13 protein-coding genes are annotated in these 16,507 nt (G+C 67.2%); 7 read left to right on the top strand and 6 right to left on the bottom strand.

Annotation, left to right across the window (positions count from 1 at the left end; all coding sequences use genetic code 11):
- Positions 1 to 94: 94 nt before the first annotated feature.
- A complete protein-coding gene (locus A5697_RS09700; RefSeq protein ID WP_067943639.1) occupies positions 95 to 523 on the top strand; it encodes an SRPBCC family protein in 429 nt (142 codons plus the stop codon).
- 18 nt (positions 524 to 541) lie between these two features.
- On the opposite strand, the gene A5697_RS09695 is transcribed toward A5697_RS09700, so the two are convergent.
- From A5697_RS09695 to malQ, 5 genes are all read right to left on the bottom strand, one after another.
- Positions 542 to 823 (bottom strand): hypothetical protein, encoded by a 282-nt coding sequence (locus tag A5697_RS09695; RefSeq protein ID WP_068010077.1) that lies wholly within the window; start codon positions 821 to 823, stop codon positions 542 to 544.
- 109 nt (positions 824 to 932) lie between these two features.
- Positions 933 to 2,675, bottom strand: coding sequence for a molybdopterin-dependent oxidoreductase (locus tag A5697_RS09690; protein WP_068010138.1), 1,743 nt, complete (start codon positions 2,673 to 2,675; stop codon positions 933 to 935).
- 323 nt (positions 2,676 to 2,998) lie between these two features.
- Positions 2,999 to 3,463: a nuclear transport factor 2 family protein gene (locus A5697_RS09685; protein ID WP_068010136.1), complete on the bottom strand. Its 465-nt coding sequence runs from the start codon at positions 3,461 to 3,463 to the stop codon at positions 2,999 to 3,001.
- A 5-nt stretch (positions 3,464 to 3,468) separates the two neighbouring features.
- Positions 3,469 to 4,350, bottom strand: coding sequence for an LLM class F420-dependent oxidoreductase (locus tag A5697_RS09680; RefSeq protein ID WP_068010074.1), 882 nt, complete (start codon positions 4,348 to 4,350; stop codon positions 3,469 to 3,471).
- 4 nt (positions 4,351 to 4,354) lie between these two features.
- Complete coding sequence (gene malQ / locus A5697_RS09675) at positions 4,355 to 6,526, bottom strand: 4-alpha-glucanotransferase (protein ID WP_068010071.1); 2,172 nt, start codon at positions 6,524 to 6,526, stop codon at positions 4,355 to 4,357.
- A gap of 402 nt (positions 6,527 to 6,928) precedes the next feature.
- Here malQ and eccB point away from each other — a divergent pair, with 402 nt between their 5' ends.
- Together eccB and eccCa are read left to right on the top strand one after the other, a co-directional pair.
- On the top strand, positions 6,929 to 8,446 hold the full coding sequence (gene eccB, locus A5697_RS09670) for a type VII secretion protein EccB (protein WP_068010069.1): 1,518 nt from the start codon (positions 6,929 to 6,931) through the stop codon (positions 8,444 to 8,446).
- Complete coding sequence (gene eccCa / locus A5697_RS09665; RefSeq protein WP_067943633.1) at positions 8,443 to 12,612, top strand: type VII secretion protein EccCa; 4,170 nt, start codon at positions 8,443 to 8,445, stop codon at positions 12,610 to 12,612. The genes eccB and eccCa overlap by 4 nt, the downstream gene beginning before the upstream one ends.
- A 32-nt stretch (positions 12,613 to 12,644) precedes the next feature.
- Here the strand turns inward: eccCa and A5697_RS09660 are convergent, their stop codons facing one another.
- Positions 12,645 to 13,817, bottom strand: a complete 1,173-nt coding sequence (locus A5697_RS09660; RefSeq protein WP_067943632.1) for a cytochrome P450 — start codon at positions 13,815 to 13,817, stop codon at positions 12,645 to 12,647.
- Positions 13,818 to 14,041: 224 nt separating this feature from the next.
- On the opposite strand from A5697_RS09660, the gene A5697_RS09655 reads away from it, so the two are divergent.
- The 4 genes from A5697_RS09655 to A5697_RS28335 all read left to right on the top strand — a co-directional run.
- Positions 14,042 to 14,236 (top strand): ferredoxin, encoded by a 195-nt coding sequence (locus tag A5697_RS09655; RefSeq protein ID WP_067943630.1) that lies wholly within the window; start codon positions 14,042 to 14,044, stop codon positions 14,234 to 14,236.
- Positions 14,237 to 14,707: 471 nt separating this feature from the next.
- Positions 14,708 to 15,952 carry a PPE family protein gene (locus A5697_RS09650; RefSeq protein ID WP_068010067.1) on the top strand — a complete coding sequence of 415 codons (1,245 nt, stop codon included), beginning with the start codon at positions 14,708 to 14,710 and terminating at the stop codon, positions 15,950 to 15,952.
- A 167-nt stretch (positions 15,953 to 16,119) separates the two neighbouring features.
- Entirely contained in the window at positions 16,120 to 16,419 is a 300-nt protein-coding gene (locus tag A5697_RS09645) for a PE family protein (RefSeq protein ID WP_068010062.1), read from the top strand.
- Between the two features lie 11 nt (positions 16,420 to 16,430).
- Positions 16,431 to 16,507: PPE domain-containing protein (locus A5697_RS28335; protein ID WP_156624280.1), on the top strand; the 77-nt coding region annotated here is incomplete at its 3' end.

Here is a 16,507-nt window from a genome sequence, read left to right as displayed (position 1 = left end):
CCGGCCCCGCCGGGGTACTCAGTGCGCGTTGCGCGTTGGACGTCTGTGCTGCCGAGCCGACGCTAGCCGCAATCATGGGGAGGAGCGACAGGGCGTGGCACGAGTAGATGTTTCGGTGTCCTCGGAGGTCGACCCGGAGGCCGCCTGGAAGCTGGCGTCCGACCTGAGCCGATTCGACGAGTGGATGACCATATTCGCCGGATGGCGCGGACCCGTCCCCGACAAGATCGAGGAGGGCACGTGCGTGTCGTCGTGCGTGAAGGTCAAGGGCTTCCGCAATGTCATCCATTGGACGGTCACCCGGTATGACGAGCCGAAATCGATTGAACTGCAGGGCCGCGGCCGCGGCGGGATCCGCCTCGGGGTGGCGATGACCGTCACGGACCGCGAGCCGGGAACCGATTTCCACCTCACCGCCGACCTCCGGGGCGGGTTGCTCAGCGGCCCGATCGGCGGGTTGGTCGCCCGGGTGTTGCGCTCCGATGTGGAGAAGTCGGTGAAAAACCTCGCCTCGTTGCAGTAGGCGTTGGAACCGGCGGCGCTACCGCGCCGCGTGGCCGATAGGCCAGTCTCGTTCCGCCTGCCGAATCCGCCTGCGGTCCATGCCAAGCCACGCCAGCCCGGCGCCGAACGCGAGCATGGCGACGATCGCGGCGGCGACACCCGCGCCGGCGTCCCCGAGGGCGAAGGTGGCAACGCACATCACGAGCGCCAACACGGCGGCCCCGACGATCACCAGCCCGGGCGTGCGCGCCAAGTCATGCGGCGGCTCGGCGTTACCCGTGCGGAGTTCCCGATCATGGTCGACAGCGCTGTGGCGCATGGGTGTCTCTCCTCTGGTCACTTCCGTTCGGCTGCTTCCGTGGAGCTACCCGGATTGCCGTCGGGACAAACGACCTGAGGCGTCGGTGCCGAGGGTTCGGCGCTACGCCCTACAGCGTCTGGTGCCGCCCAAAGTATTTGTGGTCCTCGCTGTAACCGCCGTAGCCGCTGCCGATGTCGCGGTAGTCGGCGACGAATTCGATGCCCTTGATCCACTTGACGAGTTTGAAGCCATGCTGCAGTTCGTTGCGCAGCCGCAGCGGCCTGCCATGCATGTAGGGGAGGGGCTGGTCGTTCATCTTGTACGCGAGCATCGTCATGTGGTGGTCCATCTGGCCGATGTGATGGGCGTTGTAATAGATGCCGCCCGTCGCGCCGAGGCCCATCGAATAGAACACCGCCCACTTGGCTTCGGGCAGCGGTTTGACGATGTCCATGATCGTCTTCATCTGCACGCCACCCCATTTGGCGACACCCGACCAGGCTTGGATGCAGAAGTGCTGGCTGATCTGCTCGTGGTACGGCAGCGCCATCAAGTCCTCGAGCGAAAACTCCATCGGATGCTCGACCAGACCGTAGACCTTGAGCCGCCAGTCGCGGAAGTCGTTTGCTTCCAGCTCTTTGTACTCGACGGTCTCCGGCAGCCTGCCGTTGCGCCAGTGGTGCGGCGAGATGTCCTTCTCGGTGAAGGCGCCGGGCTTGGGGTCGAGCTGTTCCAGCATCCGCTGGAACGGGCCGACGAGCGCGTATCCGACCCGCTGAATCACCCGCGGATGGCGAATGGTGAAGGGCGTGGCCCAAACCCACGCGATCGCCGTGAACACCATGGCCGCGGCGAAGATTCCGAAGCCCACCCAGCTGTTGTCGTCGCGGGAAGCGAACATGTGGTTGAGGTTGCGCAGCGCGCTGGTCGTCAACACCATCGTGACGTGCACCAGGATGAAGAACAGGAAGTAGACCAGCACCACGAAATGCAGTGACCGCGCGTGCTGAATGCTCAGCCGCTTGCTGAGCCAGTGCACGCGCTGCGACAGCGCGGGCGACATGCCCAGCCCGGTGATCAACGCCGCGGGCGCGGCAATGAACACGGTGGTGAAGTAGGACAACAACTGCAGGCCGTTGTAGGCGACCCAGCCGTTGTCGGTCGGCCAGTCCAGCGACAGGTACTGGATGGCCACCGATGCGGCGTTGGGGAAGACGTCCCAACTGGTGGGGACGATGTGCCGCCACTGTCCGGTGGCGAAGAGCAAGACGTAGAAGACCGCACCGTTGACGAGCCACAGCACGTCCACGCCCAGGTGCCACCACCGGGCCAGCCCGATGGAGTGCCGGAATCCCGGCAAGCCCAATTGAGGTGGCAGAGCGACGGTGTCGGCGTTGGCGGTCCACAGCTCGTCGTCCGGTACGGGTGGGCCGACGCGCAGCCACTCGTCCTTACCCGGGGTGGCGTTGCGGCTGAAGTAGAGCCGGGGATGGTCGCAGAGGATCTGGATCCCGGTCCTGATGATGAACATCATCATGAACAGGTTGAAGAAATGCGTCCACCCGATCCAGGCCGGCAGGCCGGGGGTGACATTGGCGCTGTCCGTCCCGGGGTGACGCTGAATGAACGACTGGACGGCCGGCATGTTGTGCAGGCCTTTGCCAACCGCCACCCCGGCGATCAGCAGGGCAAAGCCGATGGGGATCAGCCAGAGCAGGTTGAACCACCGGTCGCGGCCGATGCGCAGCTTCGGTGCGGTCGCCCGCCTGGTGAGATCGAAACCGCCGCCGTAGGTCTCGACATCGATGATGTCTTCGGCGGTGTGAATCTCGTTGCGGTAGTCCGGGGACGAGTCCAGCGGCGTGCCCACTGCCAGTGTCGATACGTTGCCGTTCGGCGCTTCCCGTCCTCCGGTGGCTCCGGCGGTATTGACGTTCAGGTTCCGATGTTCGGTGTTCGTCACGCGGCCGAAAATACACGGATCGACTTGTAAAAATTGGACCCGATCAGGAAGACGCGCGCGGCTCGCGGCCTCGTCCGGGCGCGGGGCCGCCGGCTCGCGCCCGGTGCGGGCAAAATCCACCGCACTGCCGGAAGCAATAGCCGCACCTGCTTAAGGATGCGCCCTTTTGCGCCGCAGATTCGGTTCATGGGGGGTCGCTGTGAGTTTGCGCAAAGTCTTCTGGAAGCTCGCTAATTCGCGTCGTGTGGCCGCACCCGGCGGGCCGGACGGGTCTCAAGGGCGTTGATGGTCAACGCGCGGCGGCCGATCAGCCATCCGTCGGTCAGCTCGTATTCGTCGTCGTAGCGCAAATGCCAGACGATGTCGACGAATTCGTCGCCGCGTCGGTCCCAGTGGTGCGCGATGCACGCAATGCGCCCACTGGCCGTGCCAGGCCCGGTGGCCTCGTAGACCTCGCCGACGATGGCGTGCTCGGTGCGGGCGACGGCCGCGACGGTAGCGACCGCGGCGGTGATGGCGCCTCGCCCACGATGCGAGTGGATCGGCTCCAGCGCCGTGGGCGGTTCGGGCACCACCAGCATGGCGGTGTCAGTGAAAAGTGTTGCGACGGAATCGAACCGACGCCCGTCCACGTATGCCGCGTATCTGTGCACCAAGTCGCTGAGTGCTGATCGGTCGTCGGCTGACAGGCTCATCGGGATCACGCGATCAGCGACAGCCGCTGCGCGCACGCCGAGAGCACGTCCCTGGCCTGCTCGATGTCGACCGTCGACGGCATCGACAGCACGAGCCGGTCGGCGCCCTGATCGACCAGACTGCCCGCCCGTTCGGCGTCAATCTTGTTGACCGCGTGGCCCAATGACACTTCCAGGGCCGCCGGATCACGGCCCGCCGCCGCCGCCTCGTCGCGCATGAGCGCGATCAATGACGCCAGCTGCGGACCCGCCACCCCGAGCGGCTGGAAGCCGTCCGCCAAGCGGCCGGCGCGGCGGGCCGCCGCCCGGCTGTGCCCGCCGATATGAACGGGAAGCCGCTCTCCGGCAATGGGTTTGGGATAACACATGACGTTGTCGAAGCTGAAGAACTCACCGTGGTGCGAAGCCCCCTGCGGTTCGTCGGCCCACAGTGCCCGTAAGACGGCCAACTGCTCGTCGGCGCGTCTGCCGCGGTTCTCGAAGTCCGCGCCGCACGCCTCCAGCTCCTCCCTGAGCCATCCAACGCCCACACACAGCCGCAGCCGTCCGCCCGACAACGCGTCCACGCTTGCGGCGCGCTTGGCGAGGACCACCGGATGGTGGTTGGGCAGCACCAGGACGCCGGTGGCCAGCCCGAGGGTGGTGGTGCGGCCGGCCAAGAACGCCAGCAGATCGAGCGGGTCGGGGATGGGGCAGTCGGCCGCCAGCCCCACGCGTCCCGAACTGTCATATGGGTAGACGCTGTCGTAGCGGGTGACCAGCACGGTGTGCTCGACCACAACGATCGATTCGAACCCGCACTGCTCGAGGTGGCCGGCGAAGGCCGCCATCCATTCGGGATCCGCGGTGACGCCGTCGGCCACCGGCGCCACGACTGAAACCTTCATGGCCTCAGAAGCTAACAGGCGCGCTCTCGACCGCCGCCGGCGCGATCGCACCGCGCACGGCCTCGGCCAGGGTTGCCGCGCGGGCATCGGTGAACAGGTCCTCGAGCAGCACCGGGCGCCCGGCGGGGTCGGTCAGCGGAATCCGCCAGTTGGGGTATTCGTCGGTGGTGCCGGGCTGATTCTGGGTCCGGCGGTCACCCACCGCATCGGCCAGCGCCACGCCCACCAGCCGCGACGGCGTCCGGCCCAGGTAGCGATAAAGGGCGATGACGACTTTCTCCGCGTCGTCTTCGCCGTCGTCGAGCAACCCCACCCGGCGCAACTCGGCCAGCCACGCCGCCAGCTCGGCCCGGTCGGTGGCGAGCTCGTCCTCGGCGGGGCGGGTCAGCAACCCGAGAGCTTCGCGCAGCCGCACGTGGTCGCCGGCCAGGTAGCCGGCGGTCGGCGGCAGATCGTGGGTGGTCACCGAGGACAGGCAGTACTCGCGCCAGCGCTCGGCCGGCAGCGGCCCGCCGTTTCCGTCCCGATCCAATTCGAACCACAGGATCGAGGTGCCGAGCAAGCCGCGCAACAGCAGGTAGTCGCGCACCCACGGTTCGACCGTGCCCAAATCCTCGCCCACGACCAGCGCGCCGGCGCGGTATGCCTCCAGGGCGACGATGCCGATCATCGCTTCGTGGTCGTAACGCACGTACGTGCCCTCGGTGGGCGCGGTACCGTCCGGGATCCACCACAGGCGGAACAACCCGATGATGTGGTCGATGCGCACGCCGCCGGCGTGCCGCAGCACCGCCCTTATCAGTGCCCGAAACGGCCGGTACTCCTCGGCATCGAGCCGATCGGGCCGCCAGGGCGGCTGGGACCAGTTCTGGCCGAGTTGATTGAACTCGTCCGGCGGTGCGCCGGCGGTGACACCCAGCGCCAACACGTCCTGCAGGGCCCACGCGTCGGCGCCGTTGGGATGCACGCCGACGGCGAGGTCGTGCATCACGCCCAGCGCCATCCCGGCCCGGATCGCCTGCGACTGCGCCGAGGCGAGTTGCTCGTCGAGTTGCCACTGCAGCCAGCGATGGAAATCGACTGCCTCCGCATGCTTCTCGACGAATCGGTCGACGCCGGGCGCGCGGGGATGCTGTAGCGACTTCGGCCACGAATGCCAATCGTCGCCGTACTTCTCGGCCAGGGCGCACCAGGTGGCGAAGTCGTCCAGCGCGCTGCCCTCGCGGGCGCGGAAGGCTTCGTAGGACAACTCGCGGCCCGCGGACCGCGGCACTCGGTGCAAGAGCTGGAGCGCCGCGCACTTCGCGGCCCAAGCGCTGTCGCGATCGATGGCGTCGAGCCGAGCGGCTCGCTGTTGCACGTCGAATCGCAGCCGCCGCACCCGGCTGCGCTTGGGCAGCTCGGCGAACTCGGGAATCGCCTCGACGTGAAGGTAAATGGGGTTGACGAAGCGCCGCGATGTCGGCAGGTAGGGCGAGGGCTCCATATGGCCCGTCGGTCCGCAAAACTGCGCCGCGTGCAGCGGATTGACCAACAAGTAGTCGGCGCCGTGCCGCGACGCCGACCAGACGGCTAGGTCGGCCAGGTCCGTCAGGTCGCCGACCCCCCACGATTGTCTGGAGCGCACGCTGTAGAGCTGGGCGGCCAGGCCCCAGCCCCGCCGGGCGCCGAGCCGCTCCGGCAGCCCGAGCCAATCCGGCGTCACGATCACGGCGCTGCTGGTCTCAGTGCCACCGGAACGCAGGTGCACCCGGTGATAACCGAGGGGCAGATCGGCCGGCAGCATGAAGCTGGCCTCGCCGACCCAGCGCCCGTCCAAATCGAACGGCGGGGTGAAGTTGTCCACCTGTTGGATCCCGCCGCGTACCGCGCCGTCCTCGAGCTGCAACCAGACCTCCGCGGGATCGCCGTGGGTCACGTGCACCCAGAACCGCGTCGGCTCACCCGTGCGGCCGACGATGGTCGCCGGCAATCGCCGCGCCCAATACGACCGGAGCTTCGCGGTCAGCGCGATGTTGCGCTCCTGCTCCGTGCCGGCCGCCACGCCGAGCGCGGCCAACACCGCCACCAGCGTGGTTGCCGAGACCGGCACCCGCCGCCCGGTCCAGTCGTCGTACTCGGTCGCGATGCCGTACCTCCTGGCAAGTTCGACCAGCGACGGCGCGAGCTCACTCATACCGCTCATCTTGCTGCCAGAATTCAACGGCCGACCAATCGGGGAGAGGCGGCGCGCGCCGTCGCCCGTTTCGTCGCTCTTCCGTTCGCTGAGCGCACCCGCTCGACAGGACGAGCCGGCCTTTCGCCATTACGATGCCCTGAGGAGACGTGAGTGTCCGGGCGGGATCGGCGGGGGAACCTGAAAGTGCCAGTTCAACGGCGCTTGGGGCGTTGCCTGCGTCGGCCCACGCGGCGAGGCGAGGGCGTCCGCATAGATGTACGCAAAGTGATGTAGATGTGAACGCACGTCGTCGCGTGGCGAGGTCGCTACGGGTGACTTACCGTTGTCGATGTAATTCGCGCTGCGGATATGTTCAGGGACAATATCCAGGCGTTCTAGCAGACCGGATGGTGAATAAACGTGGCGGAAGAGAGTCGCGGGCAACGCGGGTCGGGGTATGGCCTCGGGTTGTCGACGCGGACCCAGGTGACCGGCTACCAGTTCCTCGCTCGCCGCACCGCAATGGCGCTCACCCGGTGGCGCGTCCGCATGGAGGTCGAGCCGGGACGGCGCCAGACCCTGGCCGTCGTGGCGTCGGTGTCGGCGGCCCTGGTGATCTGCCTGGGCGCGCTGCTCTACTCGTTCCTCAGCCCGGCGGGCCAGGTCGGTGACTCGCCGATCATCGCCGACCGTGACTCCGGCGCGCTGTACGTCCGCGTCGGCGACAAGCTGTACCCGGCGCTGAACCTGGCGTCGGCGCGGCTGATCACCGGGCGCCCCGACAACCCGCACCTGGTCAAGTCCAACCAGATCGCCACGCTGCCGCGCGGCCCGCTGGTGGGCATCCCGGGCGCGCCGTCGAACTTCCATCCCTCGAGCCCGTCCACGTCGTCGTGGCTGGTGTGCGACACCGTCGGCACCTCGACCGGGGTGAGCGCGCCGTCCGGGGTGACGGTAACCGTCATCGACGGAAACCCCGACCTCAGCAACCACCGGCACGTGCTGACCGGGTCGGACGCCGTGGTGCTGAGCTACGGCGGGGACGCGTGGGTGATCCGCGAGGGACGCCGGTCGCGCATCGACGCGACGAACCGTTCGGTGCTGCTGCCGCTGGGCCTGACGCCCGAGCAGGTGGGCCAGGCGAAGCCCATGAGCCGCGCCCTGTTCGACGCGTTGCCGGTGGGCCCCGAGCTGACCGTGCCGCAGGTGCAGAACGCGGGCTCCGGCGCGTCGTTCCCGAATGCGCCCGGTCCGATCGGCACCGTGATCGTCACGCCGCAAATCAGTGGGCCGCAGCAGTATTCGCTGGTGCTGGCTGACGGTGTGCAGACGCTGCCCCCGTTGGTGGCGCAGATCCTGCAGAACGCCGGGCCCGGCAACACCAAGCCGGTGACCGTCGAACCGTCGGCCCTGGCCAAGATGCCCGTGGTCAACAAGCTCGACCTGTCCTCCTACCCGGACGCCCCGCTCAACGTGGCGGACATCCGCGAGAACCCCTCGACCTGCTGGTGGTGGCAGAAGACGTCCGGGGAGAACCGGGCCCGCATCCAGGTTGTGTCCGGCGCGACCATTCCGGTCGCGGCCAAGGACGAGAACAGGGTGGTGTCGCTGGTCAAGGCGGACACCACCGGCCGCGAGGCCGACCAGGTCTTCTTCGGTCCCGACTACGGGAACTTCGTGGCCGTCACCGGCAACGACCCCGGGGCCAAGACGACGGAGTCGCTGTGGTGGCTGAGTGACGCGGGCGCCCGGTTCGGGGTCGACGACACCCGGGACGTGCGCGAGGCGTTGGGCCTGAAGACGAAACCGAGCCTGGCGCCGTGGGTGGCGCTGCGGTTGCTCCCGCAAGGCCCGACCCTGTCGCGCGCGGACGCGCTCGTGGAGCACGACACCCTACCGATGGATATGTCCCCAGGAGAATTGGCGGTACCTAAGTGAAACGCGGGTTTGCTCGGCCGACACCGGAGAAGCCTCCGGTCATCAAGCCGGAGAACATCGTCCTCCCGACGCCCCTGAGCATTCCGCCGCCGGAGGGCAAGCCCTGGTGGCTGGTGGTGGTCGGCGTCCTGGTCGTCGGCCTGCTGATCGGCATGGTCGGCATGACCTTCGCCAGCGGCTCGCACGTGTTCGGCGGCGCCGGCGCCATCTTCCCGATCTTCATGATCGGTGGCGTCGCGATGATGATGTTCGGCGGCCGGTTCGGCGGTCAGCAGCAGATGAGCCGGCCGAAGCTGGACGCGATGCGCGCGCAGTTCATGCTGATGCTGGACATGCTGCGCGAGACCGCCCACGAGTCGGCCGACAGCATGGACGCCAACTACCGGTGGTTCCACCCGGCGCCCACCACGCTGTCCGCCGCGGTGGGGTCGTCGCGGATGTGGGAACGCAAGCCCGACGGCAAGGACCTCAACTTCGGTGTGGTGCGAGTGGGCGTCGGCATGACGCGCCCCGAGGTGACCTGGGGTGAGCCCCAGAACATGCCGACCGACATCGAGCTGGAGCCGGTGACGGGTAAGGCGCTGCAGGAATTCGGGCGCTACCAAAGCGTCGTCTACAACCTGCCCAAGATGATCTCGCTGCTCGTCGAACCCTGGTACTCGCTCGACGGGGAGCGGGAGCAGGTCCTGGGACTGATGCGGGCGATCATCTGCCAGCTGGCGTTTTCGCACGGCCCGGACCACGTGCAGATGGTCGTCGTCACCTCGGATCTGGACGAGTGGGACTGGGTGAAGTGGCTTCCGCACTTCGGCGACCCGCGACGTCAGGACGCGGCGGGGAACGCGCGGATGGTCTACAGCTCGGTGCGCGAGTTCGCCGCCGAGCAGGCCGAATTGTTCGCCGGCCGTGGCTCTTTCACGCCGCGGCACGCGAGTTCGTCGGCGCAGACTCCGACGCCCCACACGGTGATCGTCGCCGATGTCGTCGACCCCCAGTGGGAGTACGTGATCAGCTCCGAGGGCGTCGACGGGGTGACGTTCTTCGACCTGACCGGCGCCTCGATGTGGACGGCGGTCCCCGAGCGCACCTTGCGGTTCGACGAGAAGGGCGTGATCGAGGCGCTGCCCCGCGACCGCGACACCTGGATGGTGATCGACGAGAAGCCGTGGTTCTTCGCGCTCACGGACCACATCAGCATCGCGGAGGCCGAGGAATTCGCTCAGGCGCTGGCCCGCTGGCGGCTCGCCGAGGCGTACGAAGAGATCGGTCAGCGGGTCGCCCACATCGGCGCCCGAGACATCATGGCCTACTACGGAATCGACGATCCGGGCCGCATCGACTTCGAGTCGTTGTGGGGCAGCCGCAACGACTCGATGGGCCGGTCGCGGTTGCGGGCACCGTTCGGTGTTCGTTCCGACAACGGCGAGCTGCTGTTCTTGGACATGAAGTCGCTCGACGAGGGCGGTGACGGCCCGCACGGCGTCATGTCCGGTACGACCGGTTCGGGTAAATCGACCCTGGTGCGAACCGTGATCGAGTCGCTGATGCTCAGCCACCCGCCGGAAGAGCTGCAGTTCGTGCTGGCCGACCTCAAGGGTGGATCGGCGGTCAAGCCGTTCGCCGGGGTGCCGCACGTGTCGCGGATCATCACCGACCTGGAAGAGGACCAGGCGCTCATGGAGCGCTTCCTCGACGCCCTCTGGGGCGAGATCGCCCGGCGCAAGGCGATCTGCGACAGCGCCGGTGTCGACGACGCCAAGGAGTACAACTCCGTCCGCCTCAGGATGCGGGCGCGCGGCCAGGACATGGCGCCGCTGCCGATGCTGGTGGTGGTCATCGACGAGTTCTACGAATGGTTCCGCATCATGCCGACCGCGGTCGACGTGCTCGACTCGATCGGCCGGCAGGGCCGCGCCTACTGGATCCACCTGATGATGGCGTCGCAGACCATCGAGAGCCGTGCCGAAAAGCTCATGGAGAACATGGGTTACCGGCTGGTGCTGAAGGCGCGCACCGCCGGTGCGGCGCAGGCCGCCGGTGTGCCGAACGCCGTGAACCTGCCGGCGCAGGCGGGTCTGGGCTACTTCCGACGCAGCCTGGAGGACATCGTCCGGTTCCAGGCCGAGTTCCTGTGGCGGGACTACTTCCCCCGCGGGCTCACCGATGACGGCGAGGAAGCACCCGCGTTGGTGCACAGCATCGATTACGTTCGCCCGCAACTGTTTACCAACTCGTTCACCCCGCTCGAGGTGAGCGTTGGCGGACCGGAGCTCACGCCGGCCGCCATCACGAATGGCGAGACGCTGGAGGCCGACGGCCTGCCGCGCGAAGACGACGACGTCGAGGGCATCCGGGTTCCGAAGGTCGGCACGGTCATCATCGATCAGCTGCGCAAGATCGACTTCGAGCCGTACCGGTTGTGGCAACCGCCGCTCAACCAGCCGATCCCGATCGACGAATTGGTCAACCGGTTCCTCGGCCACCCGTGGCAGGAGGATTACGGCACGGCGCGCGACCTGGTCTTCCCGATCGGGATCATCGACCGTCCGTTCAAGCACGACCAGCCGCCGTGGACGGTCGACACCTCGGGTCCGGGCGCCAACGTGCTGATCCTGGGCGCCGGCGGTTCGGGTAAGACCACGGCCCTGCAGACCCTGATCTGCTCGGCCGCGCTGACCCACACCCCCGAGCAGGTCCAGTTCTACTGCCTGGCCTACAGCAGCACCGCGCTGACCACCGTCGCCCGGCTGCCGCACGTGGGTGAGGTGGCCGGTCCGACGGACCCGTACGGTGTGCGCCGCACGGTGGCCGAGCTGCTGGCGCTGGTGCGTCAGCGCAAGAGCACCTTCCTCGAGTACGGGATCGCCTCAATGGAGGTCTTCCGGCGCCGCAAGTTCGGCGGCGAGCCCGGCCCCGTCCCCAACGACGGGTTCGGCGACGTCTACCTGGTGGTCGACAACTACCGGGCGCTGGCCGAAGAGAACGAGGTGCTGATCGAGCAGGTGAACCTGATCATCAACCAGGGCCCGTCGTTCGGTGTGCACGTGATCGTCACCGCCGACCGCGAATCCGAGCTGCGGCCCCCGGTGCGCAGCGGCTTCGGCTCCCGGGTCGAATTGCGGCTGGCGGCCGTGGAAGACGCCAAGCTGGTGCGGTCCCGGTTCGCCAAGGACGTTCCGGTCAAGCCGGGTCGCGGCATGGTCGCGGTCAACTACGTCCGGCTGGACTCCGACCCGCAGGCCGGTCTGCACACCTTGGTGGCCCGGCCCGCGCTCGCCACCACGCCCGACTACGTCTTCGAGTCCGACAGCGTCATCGACGCGGTCAGCCGTCTCACCAGCGGCCAGGCCCCGCCGGTGCGCCGGCTCCCCGCCCGGTTCGACGTGGAGCAGTTGCGGGAACTGGCGGCGCGGGACACCCGGCAGGGTGTCGGCGCGGGCGGAATCGCCTGGGCCATCTCCGAATTGGATTTGTCGCCGGTGTACCTCAACTTCGCCGAGAATGCGCACCTGATGGTGACGGGTCGACGCGAATGTGGGCGTACCACCACGCTGGCCACCATCATGAGCGAAATCGGCCGGCTGTACGCACCGGGAGCCAGCAGCGCACCACCGCCACCGGCCGGCCAGCCGTCGGCACAGGTGTGGCTGGTCGACCCACGCCGTCAGCTGCTGACCACCCTGGGTTCGGACTACGTCGAGAAGTTCGCGTACAACCTCGACGGCGTCCAGGCGATGATGGGCGAGCTGGCCGCCGTCCTGGCCGGACGCGAGCCGCCGCCCGGCCTGTCCGCGGAGGAGTTGTTGTCGCGGTCGTGGTGGAGCGGCCCGGAGATCTTCCTGATCGTCGACGACATCCAGCAGCTGCCAGCCGGATTCGATTCGCCGCTGCACAAGGCCGCGCCGTGGGTGACCCGGGCCGCCGACGTCGGGCTGCACGTCCTGGTGACCCGCACCTTCGGTGGCTGGTCTTCGGCGGGCAGCGATCCGATGTTGCGGGCCCTGGCCCAGGCGAACGCGCCGTTGCTGGTGATGGACGCCGACCCGGACGAGGGATTCATCCGCGGAAAGATGAAGGGTGGCCCGCTGCCCCGTGGTCGAGGCCTACTGATGGCCGAGGACACCGGCGTGTTCGTACAGGTGGCCGCGACGGAGTTGCGCAAGTAAGACGGAACGCCGCTGCGTTGGGGCTGGCTGGATCAGCCCCAGCGCAGCGGTAATTCTTTGAGCGCGAAGCTTTTTGACGGGTAATTGATCGCCGGAACATAGTCCGCGGGAACGTCGAAGTCGGGAATCTGCCTGAGCCATTCCCCGACGATCACCGTCAGTTCGATCCTGGCCAGGTGGGACCCCAGGCAGCGGTGCGGCCCGCCCCCAAACCCCCAGTGCCGGTGCACCTTTCCGTCCATCACCAATTCGTTGACCGACGTCGCATCGCTGTCGTCTCGGTTGACCGCGGCCATGCACAACCGCACCGACGTCCCAGGGGGCAACGTCATCCCGCCGATGTTGACGAATTCGGTGGTGATCCGGGGCGCCACCGGCGCCGAAGGTTCCAGCCGGACGATCTCTTCGATGAAAACCCGGATCTGCCTTGGGTTGTCGCGCAGCAACTCGCGCAGCTGTGGTCGGCGCGCCAGCTCGAACAGGCAGAATCCGATCGCCGCCGTCACCGTGTCCAGGCCGGCCAGCACCAGCAGGTGGCTCATGCCCAGCAGTTCCAGATCGCTGAAATCGCCGTCACTGTTCATGATTTGCGACAGCATGTCGGTTCCCGGGTTCTGCCGGCGTTGCTGGATCGCATCGGCCAGATACGTCAGCAGCAGCTCACTCTTCTGGATGTCATCCTGGGTGATGTAGGGCTTGTCGTTGACGACGGCGTCCTTCCAATCGATCAGCCGATCGCGATCTTCCAGCGGCAGGCCGTAAAGGTCCATGAAGACCTGAAACGGGTACAGGTGTGCGAAGTCGGCCATCACTTCGCACTTGCCCTGCGCGGCAAGCGCAGCGATCATTTCGGCGGCATGGCGCTCCAGCACCGGGCGGGACTTACTCAGACCGAGCGGGCTGAAGAACGGCTGCAGCACCTTCCGATAACGCGTGTGCTGCGGCGGGTCAAACGCCAGCGGCAGCACCGGTAATCGGTGCCCGGGGGGCTGCAGGATCGTCGACGAGAACACCTTGGGATTGCGTAGCGCGGCCAGCACGTCTTCGCGGCGCGTGATGTAGTAGTGGCCGTTCATGAACACCACGGGCCCGGCGTCCCGCAGCGTTTTCCACCCGACGCCCCGGTCCAGGGCCATGGGCAACTTCTCGAAATCGAGCCGTGGCAGGTGGAACGTGGCTTGCTGGCCTTCGCCAGGAGTGCTCATGGGCTCTCCGCATGTCTGTCTGATCTCGGCATCCGAAGCGGCGGGGACGTCGTCGGCACCGATTTTCGCTGAACCCCAATATCGCATGTGTCGCAAAGGGACACGAATCCGACCGCTGGCCGGTTTACGGCGGCCGGTCACGCTCCGCGAGGATCTTCTACACTCGAGCGAGCGGCTGATCTCCGTCTGGATTACTCAGCCGAGCCGGGTAGGGAGGAAACCTGATGAGGGTTCGTCTCGAACAATCCAAATGCGTTGGCCACGCCCAGTGCTACGCCGTTGATCCGAAGCTGTTTCCGATAGACGACTCGGGCTATTCGATCCTCGAAGAGCACGAGGTGCGGCCCGAGGACGAGCAGCTGACTCGCGACGGTGTGGCTTCCTGCCCGGAAATGGCATTGGTTCTCGAAGAGGACTGACATCCGACCCGCGTTGAAAGCAAACCGCGGATGAACAATTAGTTCGTCGAAATGAACGGCAGTCGACTGGGAGTGAACAGTGGCTGGCCTGGAATGAACAGTTGGCGTCGCGTATCGGCGTGCCCACGATAACGAACTAATCTCATGGACGAGCGACAGTTCGGGAAGACCGTGAACTGTCGCTCGGTTGCTGACAGCAGGGGATCAATCGAGGCTAAAGGTGCACGTTGTTCCTGACCCGGGTGTCCGAGAAGCGTGGTACGAGACCACATTTGGACGCCGGACAAGGGATCGGCGGGATGCGCCGGCCAGCCCGCCGACTGGGGTGGCAGACCGTGAGGTCTGAGTCGGTGATTCCGGGCCGTCAGCGACCTACGGGTGGCAATTGCTTACGAAGCCGTGACCACGGCCACCACTGATCCGATGCGACTGCCGCGACCGCCAGCGATCGCGGCCAACTGAGGAGAACAGGTGTTTGACTTCGGGGCGTTACCGCCGGAGGTTAATTCCGGTCGGATGTATGCGGGTCCGGGTTCGGGGCCGTTGATGGCGGCGGCGGCGGCGTGGGATGAGATTGCTGCTGAGGTGGCTGCGGCGGCCAGTGGGTATAGCTCGGTGGTTTCGGAGTTGACGTCGGGGCCGTGGGTGGGTCCGGCGGCGTCGTCGATGGTGTCGGCGGTGGTGCCGTATGTGAATTGGTTGGGTGCGGTGGCGGGGTTGGCCGAGGACACGGCCAGTCAGGGGCGCGCGGCGGCGGCGGCGTTTGAGGCGGCGTTTGCGATGACGGTGCCCCCGCCGGTGATTGCGGCTAATCGGGTGTTGTTGGCGACGTTGATCGCGACGAATTTCTTTGGCCAGAACACCCCGGCGATCATGGCGACGGAGGCCCAGTACATGGAGATGTGGGCCCAAGACGCGGCGGCGATGTATGGCTATGCGGCGGCCTCGGCGACGGCGTCGGCGTTGGCGCCCTTTGAGCCCGCGCCGAATACCACTACCCCTGAGGGGGTGGCCGATCAGGCGTTGGCGCTGACCCAGGCCGCCCAGCAGCCCGCGGGCAACACCGCCCAGACCGTGGCCTCGAGCACCTCGCAGCTGGCGAGCACGCAGCTGGTCACCACCGCGGCGCCCCAGGTGACCGCGACGTCGACCCAGCCGGGTCCGTTGACCTGGCTGACCAACGCGATTCAGGGCCTGCAGACGGGGTTGCCCACGCCGACCAACAACTATCTGGGGCTCAATCCGACCTTGTACACGGTGATCCTCAAGCAGACCTCGGGTCTGGCCTATTTCTCCAACGGTATCCCGGCGTTTTGGTCGCAGCTGGCGCAGCAGTTGGTGTCGGGTCCGGGTGGTAGCACGGCCGGTGCCGGTGGTGCGTGGTATCCCACGCCGCAGTTCGCCCAGTTGGGCCTGGGCAACCTGGGCAGCCTGAGCAGCAGCGTTTCGGCCGGTGCCGGGCAGGCCGCCCAAGTCGGGGGTTTGTCGGTGCCCCAGCAGTGGGCCACGCTGACCTCGGCGGTCAGCCCGGCCAACGCCGAGGCCGAGGCCCTTCCCGTGCAGACCGCCGGGGCCACCGCCAGCCCGCCGGGCAACGCCCTGCTGCGCGGCATGCCCACCGGCGTCATGGGCCGACGCGCCGGCGCCGCCGCGGGCTACTCCCACAAATACGGCTTCCGCTACAGCGTCCTAACCCGCCCACCCTCAGCCGGATAGGGAAAGCCGAGGTGAACGGGAGTTGTACACGAATGAACAGTCGGCACTAGGGAGGCGAGCCAAGGCGTGACCCCATTAATCTCACGAGTAAGCCATGCCTGCGGTAAGCCCACCGGCAAACCGTTCCTCGACGGCCAGCGGGCCTAGAGAATAGGGAGGGAATCCGAATGTCGTTTGTCACGACGCAGCCCGAGGCGTTGGCTGTGGCGGCGAGCAACCTACAAAGCATTGGCTCGACGCTGAGCGCGCAGAACGCGGCGGCGGTGGCCCCAACGACGGGGGTGGTGCCAGCCGCCGCGGACGAGGTGTCGGCACTGACCGCGGCGCAGTTCTCCGCGCACGCCCAGATGTACCAGGCCGTGAGCGCCCAAGCCACGGCGATTCACGAGATGTTCGTCAACACCCTGGGCATGAGCTCGGGATCGTACGCGGTGACTGAGGCGGCCAACGCGGCCGCGACGGGTTAAAGGAGTCAATGGTGTTTGATTTTGGGGCGCTTCCGCCGGAGGTTAATTCGGCGCGGATTTATGCCGGTCCGGGGTCGGGGTCGTTGAT

Source organism: Mycobacterium sp. E3251, assembly GCF_001666835.1.
GTDB lineage: Bacteria > Actinomycetota > Actinomycetes > Mycobacteriales > Mycobacteriaceae > Mycobacterium.
Note: the sequence above shows the minus strand (reverse complement) of the source record. Positions and strands in the feature narration are given on the sequence as shown.

Bases quoted from the DNA above. Each gene is read 5' to 3' on its own strand.
- A5697_RS09655 (WP_067943630.1), top strand. From the start codon at position 14,042: ATGAGGGTTCGTCTCGAACAATCCAAATGCGTTGGCCACGCCCAGTGC.
- A5697_RS09660 (WP_067943632.1), bottom strand. From the start codon at position 13,817: ATGAGCACTCCTGGCGAAGGCCAGCAAGCCACGTTCCACCTGCCACGG.
- A5697_RS09685 (WP_068010136.1), bottom strand. From the start codon at position 3,463: ATGAGCCTGTCAGCCGACGACCGATCAGCACTCAGCGACTTGGTGCAC.
- A5697_RS09645 (WP_068010062.1), top strand. From the start codon at position 16,120: ATGTCGTTTGTCACGACGCAGCCCGAGGCGTTGGCTGTGGCGGCGAGC.
- A5697_RS09695 (WP_068010077.1), bottom strand. From the start codon at position 823: ATGCGCCACAGCGCTGTCGACCATGATCGGGAACTCCGCACGGGTAAC.
- malQ (WP_068010071.1), bottom strand. From the start codon at position 6,526: ATGAGTGAGCTCGCGCCGTCGCTGGTCGAACTTGCCAGGAGGTACGGC.
- A5697_RS09680 (WP_068010074.1), bottom strand. From the start codon at position 4,350: ATGAAGGTTTCAGTCGTGGCGCCGGTGGCCGACGGCGTCACCGCGGAT.